Source organism: Rubritalea tangerina (assembly GCF_042683245.1).
In the GTDB taxonomy this organism is placed as follows: Bacteria; Verrucomicrobiota; Verrucomicrobiia; order Verrucomicrobiales; family Akkermansiaceae; genus Rubritalea; species Rubritalea tangerina.
Map to the genome: position 1 here is coordinate 65,075 of NZ_JBHUJB010000054.1, position 16,521 is coordinate 81,595.

The 16,521-nt window shown below is 50.8% G+C and carries 10 protein-coding genes; 3 read left to right on the forward strand and 7 right to left on the reverse strand.

Translation table 11 applies throughout. From position 1 onward, the window contains the following. Positions 1-42: 42 nt before the first annotated feature. The 4 genes from creC to ACFSW8_RS13260 form a co-directional block, all read right to left on the reverse strand. Positions 43-1,500, reverse strand: coding sequence for a two-component system sensor histidine kinase CreC (gene creC / locus ACFSW8_RS13245; protein WP_377090996.1), 1,458 nt, complete (start codon positions 1,498-1,500; stop codon positions 43-45). After that, positions 1,490-2,185, reverse strand: coding sequence for a two-component system response regulator CreB (creB, locus tag ACFSW8_RS13250; RefSeq protein ID WP_377090995.1), 696 nt, complete (start codon positions 2,183-2,185; stop codon positions 1,490-1,492). The genes creC and creB overlap by 11 nt, the downstream gene beginning before the upstream one ends. A 4-nt stretch (positions 2,186-2,189) precedes the next feature. After that, on the reverse strand, positions 2,190-3,152 hold the full coding sequence (locus tag ACFSW8_RS13255; RefSeq protein ID WP_377090994.1) for an SGNH/GDSL hydrolase family protein: 963 nt from the start codon (positions 3,150-3,152) through the stop codon (positions 2,190-2,192). A 91-nt stretch (positions 3,153-3,243) separates the two neighbouring features. Then, positions 3,244-4,668, reverse strand: coding sequence for a Gfo/Idh/MocA family protein (locus ACFSW8_RS13260; protein WP_377090993.1), 1,425 nt, complete (start codon positions 4,666-4,668; stop codon positions 3,244-3,246). Between the two features lie 179 nt (positions 4,669-4,847). Between ACFSW8_RS13260 and hrpA the strand changes: the two genes are divergently transcribed. Further along, positions 4,848-8,543 carry an ATP-dependent RNA helicase HrpA gene (gene hrpA, locus ACFSW8_RS13265; protein WP_377178464.1) on the forward strand — a complete coding sequence of 1,232 codons (3,696 nt, stop codon included), beginning with the start codon at positions 4,848-4,850 and terminating at the stop codon, positions 8,541-8,543. A 543-nt stretch (positions 8,544-9,086) separates the two neighbouring features. Here the strand turns inward: hrpA and ACFSW8_RS13270 are convergent. Both ACFSW8_RS13270 and ACFSW8_RS13275 read right to left on the reverse strand, forming a co-directional pair. Beyond that, positions 9,087-11,348: a tetratricopeptide repeat protein gene (locus ACFSW8_RS13270; protein WP_377090990.1), complete on the reverse strand. Its 2,262-nt coding sequence runs from the start codon at positions 11,346-11,348 to the stop codon at positions 9,087-9,089. Between the two features lie 51 nt (positions 11,349-11,399). Next, positions 11,400-12,347: an RluA family pseudouridine synthase gene (locus tag ACFSW8_RS13275; RefSeq protein WP_377090989.1), complete on the reverse strand. Its 948-nt coding sequence runs from the start codon at positions 12,345-12,347 to the stop codon at positions 11,400-11,402. Between the two features lie 153 nt (positions 12,348-12,500). Between ACFSW8_RS13275 and ACFSW8_RS13280 the strand changes: the two genes are divergently transcribed. Next, entirely contained in the window at positions 12,501-14,852 is a 2,352-nt protein-coding gene (locus ACFSW8_RS13280; RefSeq protein ID WP_377178466.1) for a serine/threonine-protein kinase, read from the forward strand. Here the strand turns inward: ACFSW8_RS13280 and ACFSW8_RS13285 are convergent. Continuing rightward, entirely contained in the window at positions 14,849-15,442 is a 594-nt protein-coding gene (locus ACFSW8_RS13285; RefSeq protein WP_377090987.1) for an acyl carrier protein phosphodiesterase, read from the reverse strand. The genes ACFSW8_RS13280 and ACFSW8_RS13285 overlap by 4 nt on opposite strands. A gap of 79 nt (positions 15,443-15,521) precedes the next feature. On the opposite strand from ACFSW8_RS13285, the gene ACFSW8_RS13290 reads away from it, so the two are divergent. After that, complete coding sequence (locus ACFSW8_RS13290; protein ID WP_377090985.1) at positions 15,522-16,382, forward strand: MYG1 family protein; 861 nt, start codon at positions 15,522-15,524, stop codon at positions 16,380-16,382. Positions 16,383-16,521: the final 139 nt, after the last annotated feature.

The window sequence follows — 16,521 nt, forward strand, 5'->3', positions numbered from 1 at the left end:
AGGGCTGTTAAAATAGCCAGATTTAGCTGTGGCGACCTGCTTTTATGCTGATTTTGGCAGTATCAGGGTGGCGATGGCTCCGCCTTCAGGGTGGTTATGGAGGGAGGCTTCACCCGAGTGGAGGTTGGCGACTTCTTTGACAAAGACGAGTCCGAGACCACTCCCTTTTCCATTTTCTCTGAGTGAGAAGAAATGCTCGAAGGCTCTTTCTTGGGCGAAGTCAGCGAGTCCGGGGCCGTGGTCGCGGACGCTGATGGAGTGGTCTTTTTCTGACTCTGTGATGGTGAGGTGTATGGTGCTTGCGTGGGGGGAGAATTCGATGGCGTTTTCGAGCAAATTGATGATAGCGGTTTCTAGCATCATGGTTTCACCCATGAGTGGGGAATGGGCATGGGATTCGATTTGGAGAGTGAGATTTTTTGGGGTAAGTCTCACTTGTACGCACTTGGCTGACTCATTGAGTAGGGTGAGTGGGTCAATGGGGTGGAGTTGGAGGAGGGCGTCTTTCGCCTCTAACCGGGAGAGTTTGAGGAGCCCGTCGATAATATCGGTAGAGCGTTGTGTTTCTTGACGAATATTGGCGAGGAATTTTGCGCGTTGTTCTGGGGGCATTTCTTCTTGAAGAAGTTCAGAGGCTCCCTGGATGGCGGCGATGGGGCTTTTGAGTTCGTGGGTGAGCATTTGTGTGTATTGCTCCATATAGCGACGGCCGTCGAGCGAGGCGCGCATGTCTCTGAGGGCTCTACCGAGGGTGTTGGCCTCACGTCCTTTACCGAGTTTGGGGTAGCGCGGCCGTTCGCCACGTGTGATGGCGCGGGCATATTCGGTGAGTTTCCCCAGTGGTCGGAAGAGCCAGACGAAGACAGCGATGGTGAATGCGGCAATACCTGTGCCAATGAGGGCTAGAGCGAGGAGGATAGAGCGGTGGCGTCTTTCGATAAACGGGCGGACATCATTCTGGGGTTTATAAAGTGAGAGGACACCAAGGATGTTGCCTTGGGAGTTTTTTATTGGAGATGCGACGTAGAGAATTGAGCTTGTTGAGTTACTTTCGTCGTCACGAGAAGAACGGACTGCGTATTCATCCTTGAGAGCGAGGTGGACGTCGTTGAAGTCGGAGAAGTCTTTGCCAATTCGGTTTGGGCGGTCTGAATCGTAGAGGATAATGCCCTTATCGTCGGTTAGGTAATAGCCGAGTCCGATAGTTGTTTTTTCATGGCCGAAGATGTCGGCAATGAATTCATGTCTTTTAGCTTTATTGAAGGAGGGGGCGAGGGCCTCTGGGTCTATAGAGTTAGAGTCATCGACTAATGTTTCAATATGGGCTGCGAAGATATGAGCAGTTTCCACCATGACTTCCTCAGTCGCTTGGAAAGTTTGGGCTTCTAGGCTGTCGGTTAGATTGCGATAGAGTGAATAGAATCCGAGGGCTGTGATGTAGACGACGAGAAAGACGACGATGCGTGTGATACGCATGGGTGCGGTGATATCAAATTTCATCTGGGGTGTGGTAGCAATAGCCTAGGCCTCGACGGGTTTGGATGACGTCGGCACAACGTTCGGAGGCATCGCGGAGTTTGGCGCGGAGGGATTTGATATGTGCATCTACAGTACGGTCCATCGCGGATCCCGGGTCTTCCCATGCGTGTTCGAGCAATTGGTCTCGGGTGAAAGTGCGTCCGGGGTGTGAGATGAAAGTAGCGAGGAGTTTGTATTCGTGGGCGGTGAGGTCGAGTTGGTTGCCGAGGCAAGTAATGGTCATGGCCTCAGGGTCATGTTGCAAGAGAGAGGATTGGTTTGTGGTGGTTTTTTGGGGGGTGGCGCTGCGTCGGAGAATGGCGCGAATGCGTGCAGCAAGTTCTCTGGGGCTGAAGGGTTTGGTGACGTAGTCATCGGCACCGAGTTCTAGGCCGAGGACGTGATCGATTTCTGAGTCTCTTGCGGTGAGAAAGAGGATGGGGACATTGCTGAAGGTGCGGATTTGTTTACAGACTTCGAAGCCGAGAATGTCTGGGAGACCGACATCGAGCACGACGAAGTCGACCGCATTGGTTTTGAGGGTGTCGACGACTTGAGCCCCTACCGAGAGGTGGGTGGTGGTAAAGTTTTCAGTTTCGAGTGCGTAGATGAGGTTTTCAGCGATCGACTGTTCGTCTTCTACGATAAGGATGTGGGCATTAGGCATCTGACTAGCGAGTGGTAAGTTTGACTAGACGGGTGATTTCCTTGGTTAGTTCAGTGGCTTTTGCGTTGGCTTGATCGAGTGGGAGGCCAGGTTTGATTCCTGGGCGTTGGTGTTTGGTGTGGGAGAGCCAGGCATTACGTTTTACTTGCATACGTTGTTTGACGAGTGGGTGGATGCTGGCGGGCAGGTGGTGGAAGCTCAAGAGGTCACTGGGGGAGCTGCACTGAGAAGCTGGGATGTCACCGAACCAACGAATGATGGGTTGAGTCATGACCCAGTGGCCTGCGCTATTGGGGTGGATGGCATCTTTTTGGTAGGTGAAGGTGGGATTTTGTTTTTGTTCTTCATCGAGAGCATTCCGCATGTGGGAATGGATATCGATGACGAGCCATCCATTCTGTCTCTGAGAGACGAGCCAGTCAGCGTAGGTATTGAGAACTTCGGCATAGTGGGCTTGCTTGGGCTTACGCTTGGAGTCGAAGGTTGCGGGGGTGAGAAATATGATGGTAGCACCGCTTTCTTCGGCTTTCTTTTTGAGTTTGCTGATACCGTCTTTGTACTTTTGGAAGCGTTGTTCATCTAACGGCTGGTAGATCCCACAGTTCATCCCATAGCAAGCGAAGATGAGGTCGGGTTTGGTTTTTTCGAGGACGGAGTCGAGACGTGTGAAGAGGTCTGGGCGAGGGAATTTTCCGCCGGCGTGGCCATTTTCTGAGAGTCCAGACACGGTTTCGGATGGGAGACCGAGGTTGACAACATCGAAGTTGCGCTTGGAGTAGAGGGCTTTGAGCCAGGTTTCAAAATTGCTGACGTAGTCGCCTTTATAGGTAATCGAGTCGCCAAGGAAAACGATGCGGTCAGACTCGAGGAGTAACTTGCGATGCGAAGGGGAATCTTGGCTTGCCGCCGCCAGAAGGAGGGACGGCAAGCTAAAGATTGCTAGAAAGACCAGTGTGATAGTTTTCAAATGTCGCGGATGTTACGCAGCACTTAAAAAAATGCAAGAGGTCTAAGTGATTAGTGGTCAGTTAGGCTTCTATGATAAGAAGCTTTGGTGACTAGCTGACGATTGGGAGTGGCTTGGTTTTCTTCCAATTGCCACGTGTGAAGTCAGGGAATGCAACGGATGTTCCGTCTTGGGCGACTGATGCCTCGGAGAGTGGGCCAACAGCTGACCAGTAGGCGCCTTCGTAGACATTTTGGTCGAGTGGTTCACCTTTGCGGAGGCATTCGATCACACGGAAGTTCATAATGAAGTCCATGCCGCCGTGACCGCCCATTCTTTTGGCATCGGCAGCCATGCGTTTGTAGAGTGGGTGATCCCAAGCTTCGTAGAGTGCCTGGAGTTGGTCACCTTGGGTCCAGCGGTGGTAGTTAGTGTGCTTCTTGTTACCCGCCATGACCTTGAAGACATCCTCTGGGAGATCGCCTTTTTCGTAGTCGAGAGCAACGCGTGTTGGGAAGCCAGCACCGCAGCCTTTAGTACCTTGGATAAGGTTGTGGCGTGAGTATGGGCGTGGGGATGTTTCATCCCACTGTACCATGAGGGTACGTCCGAGGACTGTCTTGATGATTGAGGTGCTGAGGTCGCCACCTTTCCAGTCGAGTTTGTTCCACTTGTGGTCCGCTGGGAAGTTCTTCTGGGCGGCAAGTTTACGGCCGAGAGCTGGTGAGGAGAACGAGGAGATGCGACCGAAGTTGTCATCGCCACGAGAGAGGTTCATGTACTGGGCAACTGGGCCGAGTCCGTGGGTTGGGTAGAGGTTACCATTACGGTTTGCGTAATGTGGTGTACGCCAGCTTCCTGTGCCACGTTCTACCTGGTTCATTTGGCCACGAAGTTCGTGGATGTATGCGGCTTCACCGTGGAGGAGTTCACCGAAAATGCCTTGGCGGCACATGTTGAGGTAGAGAAGTTCGTCACGGCCATAGTTCACGTTTTCGAGCATCATGCAGTGCTTGCCGGTTTTTTCAGAGACATCGATGATATCCCAAGCTTCTTTGACAGTGACACAGAGTGGTACTTCGACACAGACGTGGGCACCTGCATTCATGGAATCGATGGCCATAGGAGCGTGCCATTCCCAAGGGGTGACGACGTAAACGAGGTCAGGTTTGGTTTCGGCAAGCATCTTCTTGTATGCGTGCTTGTCACCAGTGTAGAGTTTCACATTTTTGTGGCGCTCAGCGTCAGCAGCGAGAACTTTTTTCTTAGCGCGTTCAGCGAGGTCTTGGTAGAGGTCACAGAGAGCAACGATTTCTGTGCCTTCGATAGCTGGAAGGTGAGCGTAGTGTGTGCCCCCACGTGCACCACAACCGATGATAGCCACCTTTACTTTGTCGAGCTTTGGTGCGACAAAATCACCCATGTACTTGGAGCCGGAAGGGCGGTTACCTTGAGCACTAGCGATTGATGTGGATGAGAGAGCTGCGCCGGCAACCCCCATCATCTTGAGGAAGTTTCTTCTGTTTTTCGTTTCCATAATATTATTTTGCAATCTGAGCTGCTGATACCGAATGACAGGGAGTGAGGTGCTATTACAAACGGTTAGAGTTTAACTCGGCAAACTCTTCATAAAACTCAGCAGCATTGAGTAGGCTTTATACAAGGGCTTAGTACTTGAACTTTCAACTAAAATGGTGCCAGCTGACTGTGCTCATTATGCAGACAGTATTACCAGTGAAGTACCCAGAATTATCCGTTAGTAGAGAACGCGATGCGATCTTAAAATCGCTGAGGGATCATCAACTCACTGTGGTGGTTGGAGATACAGGTTCTGGTAAGACTACGCAGTTGCCTAAGATGGCATTGGAGTACATTCAAGAAAACCAGCTGAGTGGGTGTGTTGGCTGTACACAGCCGAGGCGTTTGGCCGCGGCGAGCGTGGCGAAACGTGTGGCTGATGAACTGGAAGTAGGTTTGGGTGCTGAGGTTGGATACCAGGTGCGATTCCAGGACAATACCAGTAGGGCGACGCGGGTGAAGTTCATGACTGACGGGATTCTGTTAGCTGAAACTCAGGGGGATAGTACGCTCTCTCGGTATTCTGTGTTGATTATTGATGAAGCACACGAGCGGAGTCTTAATATTGATTTTTTATTGGGGTATTTAAAGTTGTTGATGCAGCGTCGGCCAAATTTGAAGGTGCTCATATCTTCAGCGACATTGGATGCTGGTGGGTTTGCTGAGTTTTTTGACAAGGCGCCAGTGATTCATGTGGAGGGGAGAACGTTTCCGGTGGAGACAGCGTACTTAGGTCGCGAGGAAGGGGAAGACATGCCACGGCATGTCGCGCGTGCCATTGAACAGATTTCTCGGAGTGATCGCAGTGGTGACATATTGGTGTTTTTACCTGGCGAGCGTGAGATTAGGGAGTGTGTGGATGTGTTAGAGGGACGCTCATGGGGGCAGACGGATATATTGCCATTATTTGCTAGGTTAGGTTTGAAGGACCAGCAGCGGGTGTTTAATCCAGAGGGGGGGAGAAGAAGGGTGGTATTGGCGACGAATGTGGCTGAGACATCGTTGACGATACCGCGTATTGTGTATGTGGTGGATACGGGAGTAGCGAGAGTGAGTCGTTGGAGTCCAGCTCGGCAGGTGCAGAGGTTACAGGTTGAGAAGACATCTCAAGCGAGTGCGAATCAGAGAAAGGGGAGGTGTGGGCGTATATCTGAGGGTGTTTGTGTGCGATTATACGAGGAAGAGGATTTTGAATCGCGGCAGGAATTTACAGACCCGGAGATTCGTCGTTCATCTTTGGCTGGTGTGATACTAAAGATGAAAGCTTTGGGCTTGGCGGCGATAGAAGAGTTTCCGTTTTTGGATCCCCCGTCTAGCAAGCACATCGCTGAGGGGTACAGGACGCTTAGGGAGGTAGGTGCGCTAGGCGAGGACGAGGAACTCACCAAGACCGGGAGGATGCTGGCACGTATTCCGGTAGAGCCGAGGCTGGGCAAGATGCTTATTGAAGCTCGATACCGCGGTTGTTTAGATGCAATGTTAGTGATTGTTAGTGGTTTAAGCATCATGGATCCGAGGGAGCGGCCAGCCGAGAAAGCCAAAGAGGCTGACACGGCCCATGCCCAGTGGAATGATGAGGATTCAGACTTTATCTCTTTATTGCATTTATGGTGTTCGGTTCAGAAATTTAAGGAAGGGAGGAAGTGGAAGCAAAACCAGCTGAGGAAGTTTTGTCGGCAGAACTTCGTCAATTTCCGAAGAGTGTTAGAGTGGGCAAATTTGCACCATGAATTAGCGGTATTAGGGCGTGAAGCATTCAAGTGGCACAGCCATGTTTATCAATCTAGGGATTTAGAAGGTTTGGATAGTGCAGGGTTGCACAAGGCGTTATTGGCTGGGATGCCGCGTCAGATTGGTTTGTACGACAAGGAGAAGAGGGCGTATAAGGGAGCGGGTGGTCGTGAGTTTGCGATTTTTCCGGGATCGGGGCTTTTTGGAAAGAAGAAGCTCGAGTGGGTGATAGCCTATGAAATGGTGGACACGAGTCGACTTTGGGCTCGGAGGGTCGCGCGGTTGGATCCTAGGTGGGTGGAAGAGGTCGCGCCTCAATTATGTCGGAGCCGTTATCACAGTGCAAGGTGGGACAAGAAGCAAGGAGCTGTGTATGCCAAAGAAGTTGTGGTGAGTAGTGGTTTGGCCATTGTGGATGGGAGGAATGTGCACTATGGAAAAATTGATCCAGCGGGGGCTAGGGCAGTATTTATCAGAGAGGGTCTGTTAGGTGGAGGGCTGAAGAAGAAGCCGGATGTTCTGAATCTGATTGAGCGGTACCGTGAGGAGGTGATGGAAATGGAGGTAAAGTTAAGGAGGCGCGACGGGGTATGGAGTGAGGAATCGGTGGTAGAGTATTTTGAGAGCAGCTTACCTGAGGGGATGTCGACGGCTCGTGAGTTCTGGCGATGGATGAGCAAGTCAGCAGAGAAGTTACAACCGAAGTTAAATGATTTTGTTTACGGGGAACTGCCGGATGCAAAGGCATTCCCGGACGAGTTGCATTATGCAGAGGAATGTTATCCGCTCTATTATAAGGTAGCGCCGGGAGAAGTGGATGACGGTGTGACGCTAGGAGTGCATATCGACCAATTGTCACTCTTTCCTTCCTGGTTGTTAGATTGGGGGGTTGAGGGGCAGTTAGAGGAACGCACATTATTAATGATTAAGTCGCTACCGAAGAGCCAGAGGATAGCGTGTAATCCGGCGGCGCAGACAGCGAAGGTCTTTTTTGAGGAATGTATGGGGAGGGTTCCTAGAGGTGACTATTATGATAGTTTGGCGCAATTTTTGAGCGAGCACTCTGGTGTCAGGATTGATGCAGGGATGTTTCAACGAGAGAAGTTACCAGCGGAGTTGGTAATGAAGCTGTGGGTGAGTGATGACGAGGGCAATGAATTAGCCTTTGGCACGGATGGAGATGCGGTGAAGGAGGAATTACGCGATCTCATGTCTGAGCGTTTTGAAGAAGAGACGGGAGCTGAGTATGACTATTCAGGCATGAAGGAATGGGAGTGTGGGGAATTACCTGAAGTGGTGGAAACAGCTAAGGGGGTAGGGTATCCAGCGTTAGTGGATGATGGTGAGAGTGTGAGTGTTAGAGTATTCAGTGATGCCTATGAAGCGAAGGCGAGCCATCTATCTGGGTGCATTCGGTTATTCTTACTAAAGCATGCTGATCATGTGAAATATGTCTCGAAGAATTTACCTATGGACGTGGATGTGAAGATGTATTTGCCATTGATAGGTGGTGGTGGGCTGAACCAAGTGGTATTGATGCATTTGATTGTGGGTGGGTGCTTTAGCAAAGAGGTACCGCGTGATGGTGTGAGTTTTGAGAGCTTATCGGAGGCAGGGAGAGGGGATTTATATGTTTATGCAGAGCGGATGTGTGAAGCCATGGGGGAGATGATACGCGATTCGCGCGAGGTTGAAGCTTGGTTGAGTGCACACAAAGGAAATGCGAATTATGAGGAGATTGTGGAAGATGTGCAGGAGCAGGTGGATTGGCTCTTTAGAGAGAAATTTGCGACCCAAGCTGGCTGGCATCATATGCTGGAGTACCCTCAATTTTTTGGAGGCATTCTGGAGCGACTGAAGCGCCTCAAGTCTCAGCCAGTGGTAAAAGACTTGGAGAAAATGGATAGAGTACTGAAGTTATACTTACCGTGGTACGACCATTGGAAGAATCGGCCTGATGATCTAGCGATCGTGGAAGCTGGGTATGCTTTAGAGAGGTTGAGGGTACAGTTATTTGCGCCGAATATTTCGATTGGGGCAGCAGTGAGTGAGAAAAAGATTCGAATGTTACTAGAAGGGCAAGGGGTTCTACTTGAGTCGTAGCGCCCTTTTCGCACACCTATACACACTGGCGCTCACGGAGTAAAAGCTCTCAACGGTCTAAGGAAACCGATTTATAGATACCGCAGCTAACGTCTACTCCATTGAGCGCGAAAACGGGATCGTCCGAAATCATAGGATATACTAGCAAAAAAAACAAATTGTGCAGAAAATGGGTTTCGTGTTTATGAAATAGCATAAACTGGCACGCAGCTATATTGCAGCAAGATCAAGGGAGCATGATGGGATGCGCCCATAGGAATGTGGCAAGTCGGTAATTTGGGGGCAAGTGATCTTAGTGTAGACATTGTGGGCAGCCGAGGAACACAGTTGATCAGAAAATACTCTGAGTCTCATGAAAGGAGCGCCTAAGAGGAGCCATTTCCTCAAGCTCATATGAAACCATTATGTTTAGGACCTAGGTGACACAAAACTAGCACAGGCGTGCTTGTAACAGGCTTGGTTAGGGGCTATGGGCACTATGCATTGTTGCCAGCAAATATCGTACTGGCTGAGTCATTCAAATGGCGTGGGGGAAGTGGGGGATTAGGAACGGATGCCGATGATTTTTTCAAAATCGAGGTCTGGAGCGAGGCCTGCGCGCAAGGCGTTGTTGTAGGCTTCTTTGGCCTTTTTGCTATCACCGAGGAAGTTATAGGTTTGGGCAATGTTGTAGTGAGCGGCGGCGTATTCGGGATCGAGTTCTACAGCGCTTTCGAAGAGGTCGAGGGCCTTATTGTGGCGCCCTTGATTTCCCTCAATGATCCCTCTGTAGAGGAAGGCTTCTTTGTAGTCAGGTTTGAGGTCGATTGCTTTATCGATAGACTTTGCAGCGAGGTCGCTATTCTCTTGATAGAAGCGGGAGAGGCCGAGCATGAAGTGTGTGTAGGGGTTGCGCGGGCGTTGCGAGACACCGAGTTCGAAAATGGCTTCAGCGTCTTCGACTTCACCGAGGCGCATACGGATGACGCCGCGGTTGATCAAGAAGCTATAATCGGGGATGGAGTCGTAGGCATCATCGTAGATGTCTTTAGCGAAGTTGAGATTTTTCTTTTCTACGAGGCGACGGGCGATGGCGTGGTAGGTGTCAATTTTTTCATCGGCTTTGGCTTGAGCGATGGCTTGAGCTTGTTTGCTAGCGCGTCCGGTGGGGCTAAAGAAGGTATCTTCCGATTGGTGTTGGAGAAGCATTTCTTGTTCGCGCTTGGTGAGTTGGATATCCTCGCCAGCCATTTCGAGGTATTTTTCTTCGAACTCTTGGTTTCGTGGGGCAGTGCGTTGGTATTCTTGCCAGAGGAGGCGCTCAGCTTGCCGACGGCGTGAGGATTGTGCGATGAGTCGGGTGACGGTTTTTTTGAGGATTTCAGCTTCTTCTCGTGAGGCGTCATCGAGTTGGGGGGTGGATGATTTTGTGGCGAGTAGTTCACGCGTTTCGTTGAGTGAGGACTCGAGGTTGCTGATACGTTTTCTGAATGCTGTGTTTTCCTGACGTTTGAGGAGGAGTTGGTGTTTAGCGATAGCGAGGTCTGTCTCGGCTTTAGTGACTTGATCGAGAGCGCTATTTTTATCTCGGTTCAGTATTTCGAGGTTGCGCTTTGCATCACTGAGTTCACGGCCGAGTCGGAGGTTCTCTTTCATGAGTTGTTTGCCGCGTTCGGCATCGCTGAGTTTCAGCATTTCACTGAGCTGGTCGCGTTCTGCGGTCATGTCAGCGAGGTCTTGACGGAGTTCGGTGGTGAGTGTTTCGGAGTCTGCGAGGCGGTTGACGAGGTCGGCGATTTCAGTTTTTTGGGAAGCGATGATGGTTTCGGCTTCGGCGAGTTTACTTTTGAGCGTATTGATTTCTTTACGCATATTTGCGACGACGCTAGCAGTATTTGTTTTTGCGGCCTCGAGGTCTTTGCTGCGTTTAGCGAGCATGGCTTTGGTGAGCTCGGCTTCTTGCGCTAGTTTTTGATTTTCGAGGGTTTTGATTTCGAGAGCTTTTTTGGTGCTGGAATATTTACCGATGACGAATTTGAGTTCTTTTTCTTGTCGGTCCTTAGCGAGTTGGAGTTTTTCGACGTCAGCGCGGAGAGGTGCGGTGGCGAGTGCGGTGCGCGTTCTTTGGAGTTCTTCGATGGCGTTGAGGTACTTTTGCTGATCGTTTTGTGAGAGTTGTTTGCTTTGGCGCAGTTCTTGTTGGAGGCGTGCAATTTGGCCGTTGAGCATACGTGTTTGAGTGGATTCTTGGCCGAGCCCCTGTTGGCTTTTACGCAATTCTTTTTGGAGTGCGTTGATTCGCTCGGAGTATTTGAGTTTTTCGGCGGTGTGTTTATTTTTGAGCGACTCGAGTTGGCGTTGTTGTTGGTTGATCTTGTTATTGAGTTTCGTGAGCTGCTGGAGGTCAGCTTTGTTGACTGGGTTGGCAGTGAGTGCGGCTGGTGAGGGGATTTCTGCGGGAGTGCCTGAGCCAGCGACAAGGTGTTGGAGTTTGGCTTGTTCCGCCATAAATTCTTTTTGCGCCATGGGTTGGACGCGTTCGATGGCCTGGCTGGTTTTTTCGATACGTCCTTGGACGATGTGGGGTTTCCAAGCTGGGTGTGCCGCGGAGAGTGATTGGTAGTAGCGCAGGGCTTGTTGGTATTTATTCCAAGCTTCCTTGTAGCTTTCCTTTTCTTCGAGCTTCTCTGCTTCAGAAACTGTTTGGAATGCAGAGAGGAGGATGGTGCCAGGGCGCACTGGTTCTTTCACTGCTTCCTGGGCGGGAAGTAGGGAGGATAAGGCGATGGCAATGAGGGAGATAAGGATGCGTAGGTGTCTGCTCATTGGGATGCAGGGTCTTGTAGTTGAACTTGTTACCGAGGGGAAGAGAAAAGTTTATGGGGTATCTGAATCGAGAGCGTCGCTGTAGAAACGGTCTGTCCAGGGAAGGAAGGAGTCGGGGATGGGGGCTCTGAAGGTGAGGCGCTCGTGCGTGCGGGGGTGAGAGATGGTTAGCCTGCGAGCATGCAGCATGAGGCGGCCGGTTTGGGCTTTTTGGCGATTGGGTTTGGCGTAGATTGGGTCGCCAATGATGGGGCAGCCGATATGGAGCATGTGGACACGGATTTGGTGGGTGCGGCCGGTATGAATATCGCAGAAAATTAATGAGCTATCTGAGGTGGAGTCATGGCCGAGCCATTGGTAGTCGGTGATGGCTGGTTTCCCAGAACCTGGATTCACTACAGCCATTTTGAGTCGATTGACTGGGTGTCTCCCGATTTGGGTAAAAATGGTATCTTGATGTTTGATGGGAGAGCCTTGGACGACGGCGATGTATTGTTTTTTTGTTTCGCGGGCTTTGAACTGAGCGACGAGATGGCGGTGCGCTTCATCTGTTTTTGCGACAACGATGCAGCCGGAAGTATCTTTATCGAGGCGGTGTACGATACCGGGGCGTCCCTCACCCCCCTCTGCAGCGAGCTTGCCATGGCAGTGGTGGAGCAGGGCATTTACGAGGGTGCCGGATTGATTGCCAGCGGCGGGATGGACGACGAGCCCGGATTCTTTATTGACGACAATGATGTCGTCATCTTCATAAAGGACCTCAATATCGATGGGTTCGGCGATCGCTTCTTCGGAGACGGCTTCCGGAATGTTGACTGTGATCGTGTCTCCGGCTTGGACGGGGTTTTTGGGTTTTGTCTTCGACCCGTTGACGAGAATGTCTCCGGATTTGAGCAAGGCTTGGATGCGAGCACGTGACAATTCTGGCAGTTGGCTGCTCAGGTAGGCATCGATCCTTTTCCCGGTCGTGTCGTCGACATGAATTTTCATCGGGGCCATGGTTTTGTCTGATTTCTGAGGATGCGAGCAAAAAAACTTTCGATTTCCAAAGTTTTTCAGTGCCAGCGGGAAAAAATCTATCTAGTGTGCGTCGAAATGGAGGAAAGCTCACTAGAGATTGAGATAGAAAACTGCAGTGCGTGTGGCGAAGCCATGGACGTCACGACCCTCCCCCCCTACACGAATGTTCAGTGTCCGAACTGCGGTGAGCACTCACATGTAAAATGTGAGATAGGCAATTACGAGGTGTATAAGCGCCAAGGTATTGGTGGTATGAGTCTGGTATTTGCGGCTAGGGATAAGACTTTGGGGCGCAAGGTGGCAATCAAGTTACTCAACGAAGATTATTCGCGCGACGAGAAGCGGATTGCAGAATTTGAGAAGGAAGCCAAGATTACTGCGGCGATCAGCCACCCGAATGTGGTGCGCGTGTATACGGTGGGTCAGGCATTCAAGCGCTATTATATCGCGATGGAGTTGGTTGAGGGTAAGAGCTTGGAGCAACTGATGCAGCGTGAAGGAAAGCTGAGCGAGGAGATGATTACGCGCTTGGCGATTGAGATTGTGGACGGGTTGAAGGCGGCGCATCAAGAGGGTTTGATTCACCGGGACATGAAGCCAGGCAATGTACTGATTGACGCGAAGGGGCATGCAAAGATTGTTGATTTTGGATTGGCTCTGATGACATCTGGGGGCAAGGCGATAGCGGATGAGATCTGGGCGACACCGTATTATGTTCCCCCTGAAACCTTGGAACTCAAGGAAGAGGATTTGCGTAGTGACATCTATGCTTTGGGGGCGAGTCTCTATCATGCTTTAAGTGGTGAGCCACCATTTACGACGGAAACACGTTCGACCACTGAGTTACTTAAAATCAAGACTGACGTCCCTAGGCTGGGGAAAGTGACGAGCGATGTGAGTCCCTTTCTTTGTGAGGTGATTGACAAGGCGATGGCTTTTGAGCCTGAAGACCGCTTCCAGAGCTATGAGGAGTTTTTAGCAGCATTGCGGCAGGTGGAGCTTTTTTTCCGGACAGGCAATGAGCCAGAAGCTCTCTCTGAACCGACTAAGACCAGGCGGATGCAGAGGAAACGTAGCCATGTTGGGCTGATAGCTGGCATCGGTGGAATCGCTGCAGTGGGGGTAATCGGAGCGATCATAGCAAGCCAGAAGGAGGAAGCAGTCACTCCAGATACGGTAGTGGAAGATAGCACTGGAACGGATGTGGAGGCTCCTGTGAATGACGATGAGGCGCGTCGTGTCTTGATCGCAGCGGAGCTACGCAATGCTCAGCACCTGCTGGACCAGAAAAAGTATTTAGAGGCGCACCGGAAGTATTTGAGGTTAGCTCAGGGAGAGGGGATGGAGAGTGAGACGGTCTACTGGGCGGGAACCCGATCGGCGATCGCCGCGTGGCTAGCTGGAGATGCCGAGGGTGCTCGTGTTGCATTGCGTCAAATTTTGCGCAAGCAGGAGAAATCCGGTGGGGCCAAGTCGTCAGTTGACAAGAAGTTACAGGTCGCGATGTCCCGTTTGTTAGATCTAAAGCCTATAACGATTGAGAGTACGACATCGAGTCAGGATGACTTGGACATCATGATTTTATTTGCGTCTGCGTTGAAGGAATGGGAGCAGGGGCACTGGCAGAATGCAGAGATTTTGTTTGATACACTGAAGTTAGCAAAGACTGAAGGTGATCAGCGTAGTTTGGAGAGGTTCAAGGGCTTGGCTGATGATTATTTGAGTGATTATCGATTGTTAGCGAGTTACCGCAAAGGGCTGGAACCAGGGGATGTGGCGGAAGCCAAAAAGCTGCAATTAGAGATTCTAGCAGCGCGGGATAAGTTAAAGACACGTGGGCGTGCTCGATTTAATACGATTGAGTGGCAGCGTCAGCTCAACTCTAGCATTGCTACGATGCAAAAGAGCAGTGAGCTGAGTAAGCAAAGGGAGAGGGAGCAGCGTGACAGTGCGGTTAGAAAGTGGAGGGAGGCGAAAAAATCAGCATTAGGCTCACTAGAACGTCATGAGTTTGGCCGGGCTAGAAAGGCCTTAGAGTCAGTTGAAGCGCTGAGTGAAAGTGATAAAGCCTGGAGAGAAAGCACCCTTTATTTGACTCAATCTGTAGTGAATCTATACCGTGCAACTTTCGAAGCGCTTGATGGTAAATCTGCTGAGTTTGAAGTACGCAGGCTCGATGGGATGGAGGAATATTCGAAGATATTAGGGGTCGAAGAAAAGGGGTTGAAGGTGGAAGGCAAGCGTGGACGGGAGGTTTTGCTGCCATGGCGAGAACTTTCTCCGTACACGATGTTAGAGTTACACAAGAAAATTCCAACTAGTCATCTTGATGAGAAGCAGAAGGCTGAGAGGAGGGAACAGCTTGTAGCGTATTGTTGGTTGTCTGGACTCGATGTGAAAGCGAAGAGTGGTGCGGCGAGTTTGGCTGAGGACAGTCCAGAATTTGCGGCGCGTTGGAAGAAGTGTATGGAGGCTGTGGATTAATGATTCGGCTTCCCACTGAGGGCAAAGTCTTGGAGTTGTGGGTAGAGCTTTAGGAAGTTTTGTTCGATGGCGTGGTAGTGTTGAATGAAATCAGCATAGCAGTCTGCGAGTGGGGTGAGGAACCGGCTACGTTGTGAGACGCGCTCGAGTGTCACTTGAATACCATGGCGTGTGGCGTAGGTGCGAAGCCAATCGTATTGTTTCATGTCTTGGAATGCGGCTGGGAAGTCACCGATCCACCACTCTGGGTGAGCTTCGATAGTGGAGTAGGCATTGGTGATGAAATGTTCGAGTGGTTGTTGGTAGAATTGGTTCCAGTGGCGTGAGAGGAAGTGGTCGTAGATAATATCAATGGCGATGCCTGCGTAGCGATGAAGATGTGGGGAGAAACGTTGTTTATCGCGGTGGAGGAGTGGGTGTTGGTCAGTAAATTGATCGATGGCACGGTGCATGAGTAAGCCGGGGACGATGGCTGAGGGGAAGCGGTCCCAGAGTGATTCAGCGGTACCCTTTGCGAAGTCGCCAAGGAGGTTGCCCATGAGGTGAGCGGGAGCAGGTGGAGCTAATGCGAGATGGGCAAGAAAGTTCATCCACTCTCAATTTGGCAGTTGTGGAGTTTTTTGCAAGGGGCGCTGTTGACAATGGCGTTGACTTGCCGATGCTGCGGCCATGAAGAGCATTTTGACGCATCCCGGAGGGGCGCATAAGGACGATTTTTTGGCATGTAGTTTAATGATTGCGCGATACGGGTGTGAGGTGATTCGACGAGAGCCAAGTGAGAGTGATCTCGAGGATTGTGAAGTCGCAGTCTTGGATGTGGGCGGGGAGCATGACCCAGAGAAGATGAATTTCGATCACCACCAATTTGACAGAGATCACCCACCAACTTGTGCGTTAAGTTTAGTGCTGCAATTCATGGGTTTGTATGAAGATGCTCGGCAGTATTGTGATTGGTTAGAGACCTCTGAATGGTTAGATACACGTGGAGCAGTAAAGACAGCTCAATGGTTAGAAGTTGATCGCTCGGCCATGGCTAAGCTCAATTCGCCAATTGATATCACCTTGCTACGTAGGTTTGCGGCTCAAGAGCGTCATTGTACTGGGGAGCCTGTTTATGAGGTGATGCGGATGATTGGGGAGGATATGATTGCATTTATTGAGGGAATGCGGGAGCGCATGTTAGAGATCGAGGCTCAATCTGAAGTGTGGGAGCTAGAGCCTGGGTTTAGTGCGTTGTTTTTGCGACGGACTGAGCCATTGCCGGCTGAGCCATCGGCTGGTTTGGGGAGGTATATAGAGATGAAGCAACTGGGGTGTGTGGCGATGGTGTATCCGGATCGCCGAGGGGAGGGGTATGGTCTTACGCGATTTAACGATGATTTACGTTTAGATTTTACGAAGATCAGTGAGTGGGAAGACGTGCATTTTGCGCACAAGGCGGGCTTTGTGGCAAAAACCACGGCCACTGATGCTGAGCGTTTACAAGAAATGCTCGTTGCTGCGTGGTGTTCAGATGTTAGCAAGAGCTGACATTGAGTGGAGGGTCCAGAGGTGGGGCATTTAGCGCTTGTTGAGTGTCTTAAGTTCACTTGGATGCATTAAAGAAAAAAGATAGAATGAGAAGAGAGGTGAGGCCGCGCCATGGTTGCTGGTAAGCTCATGGCTTATG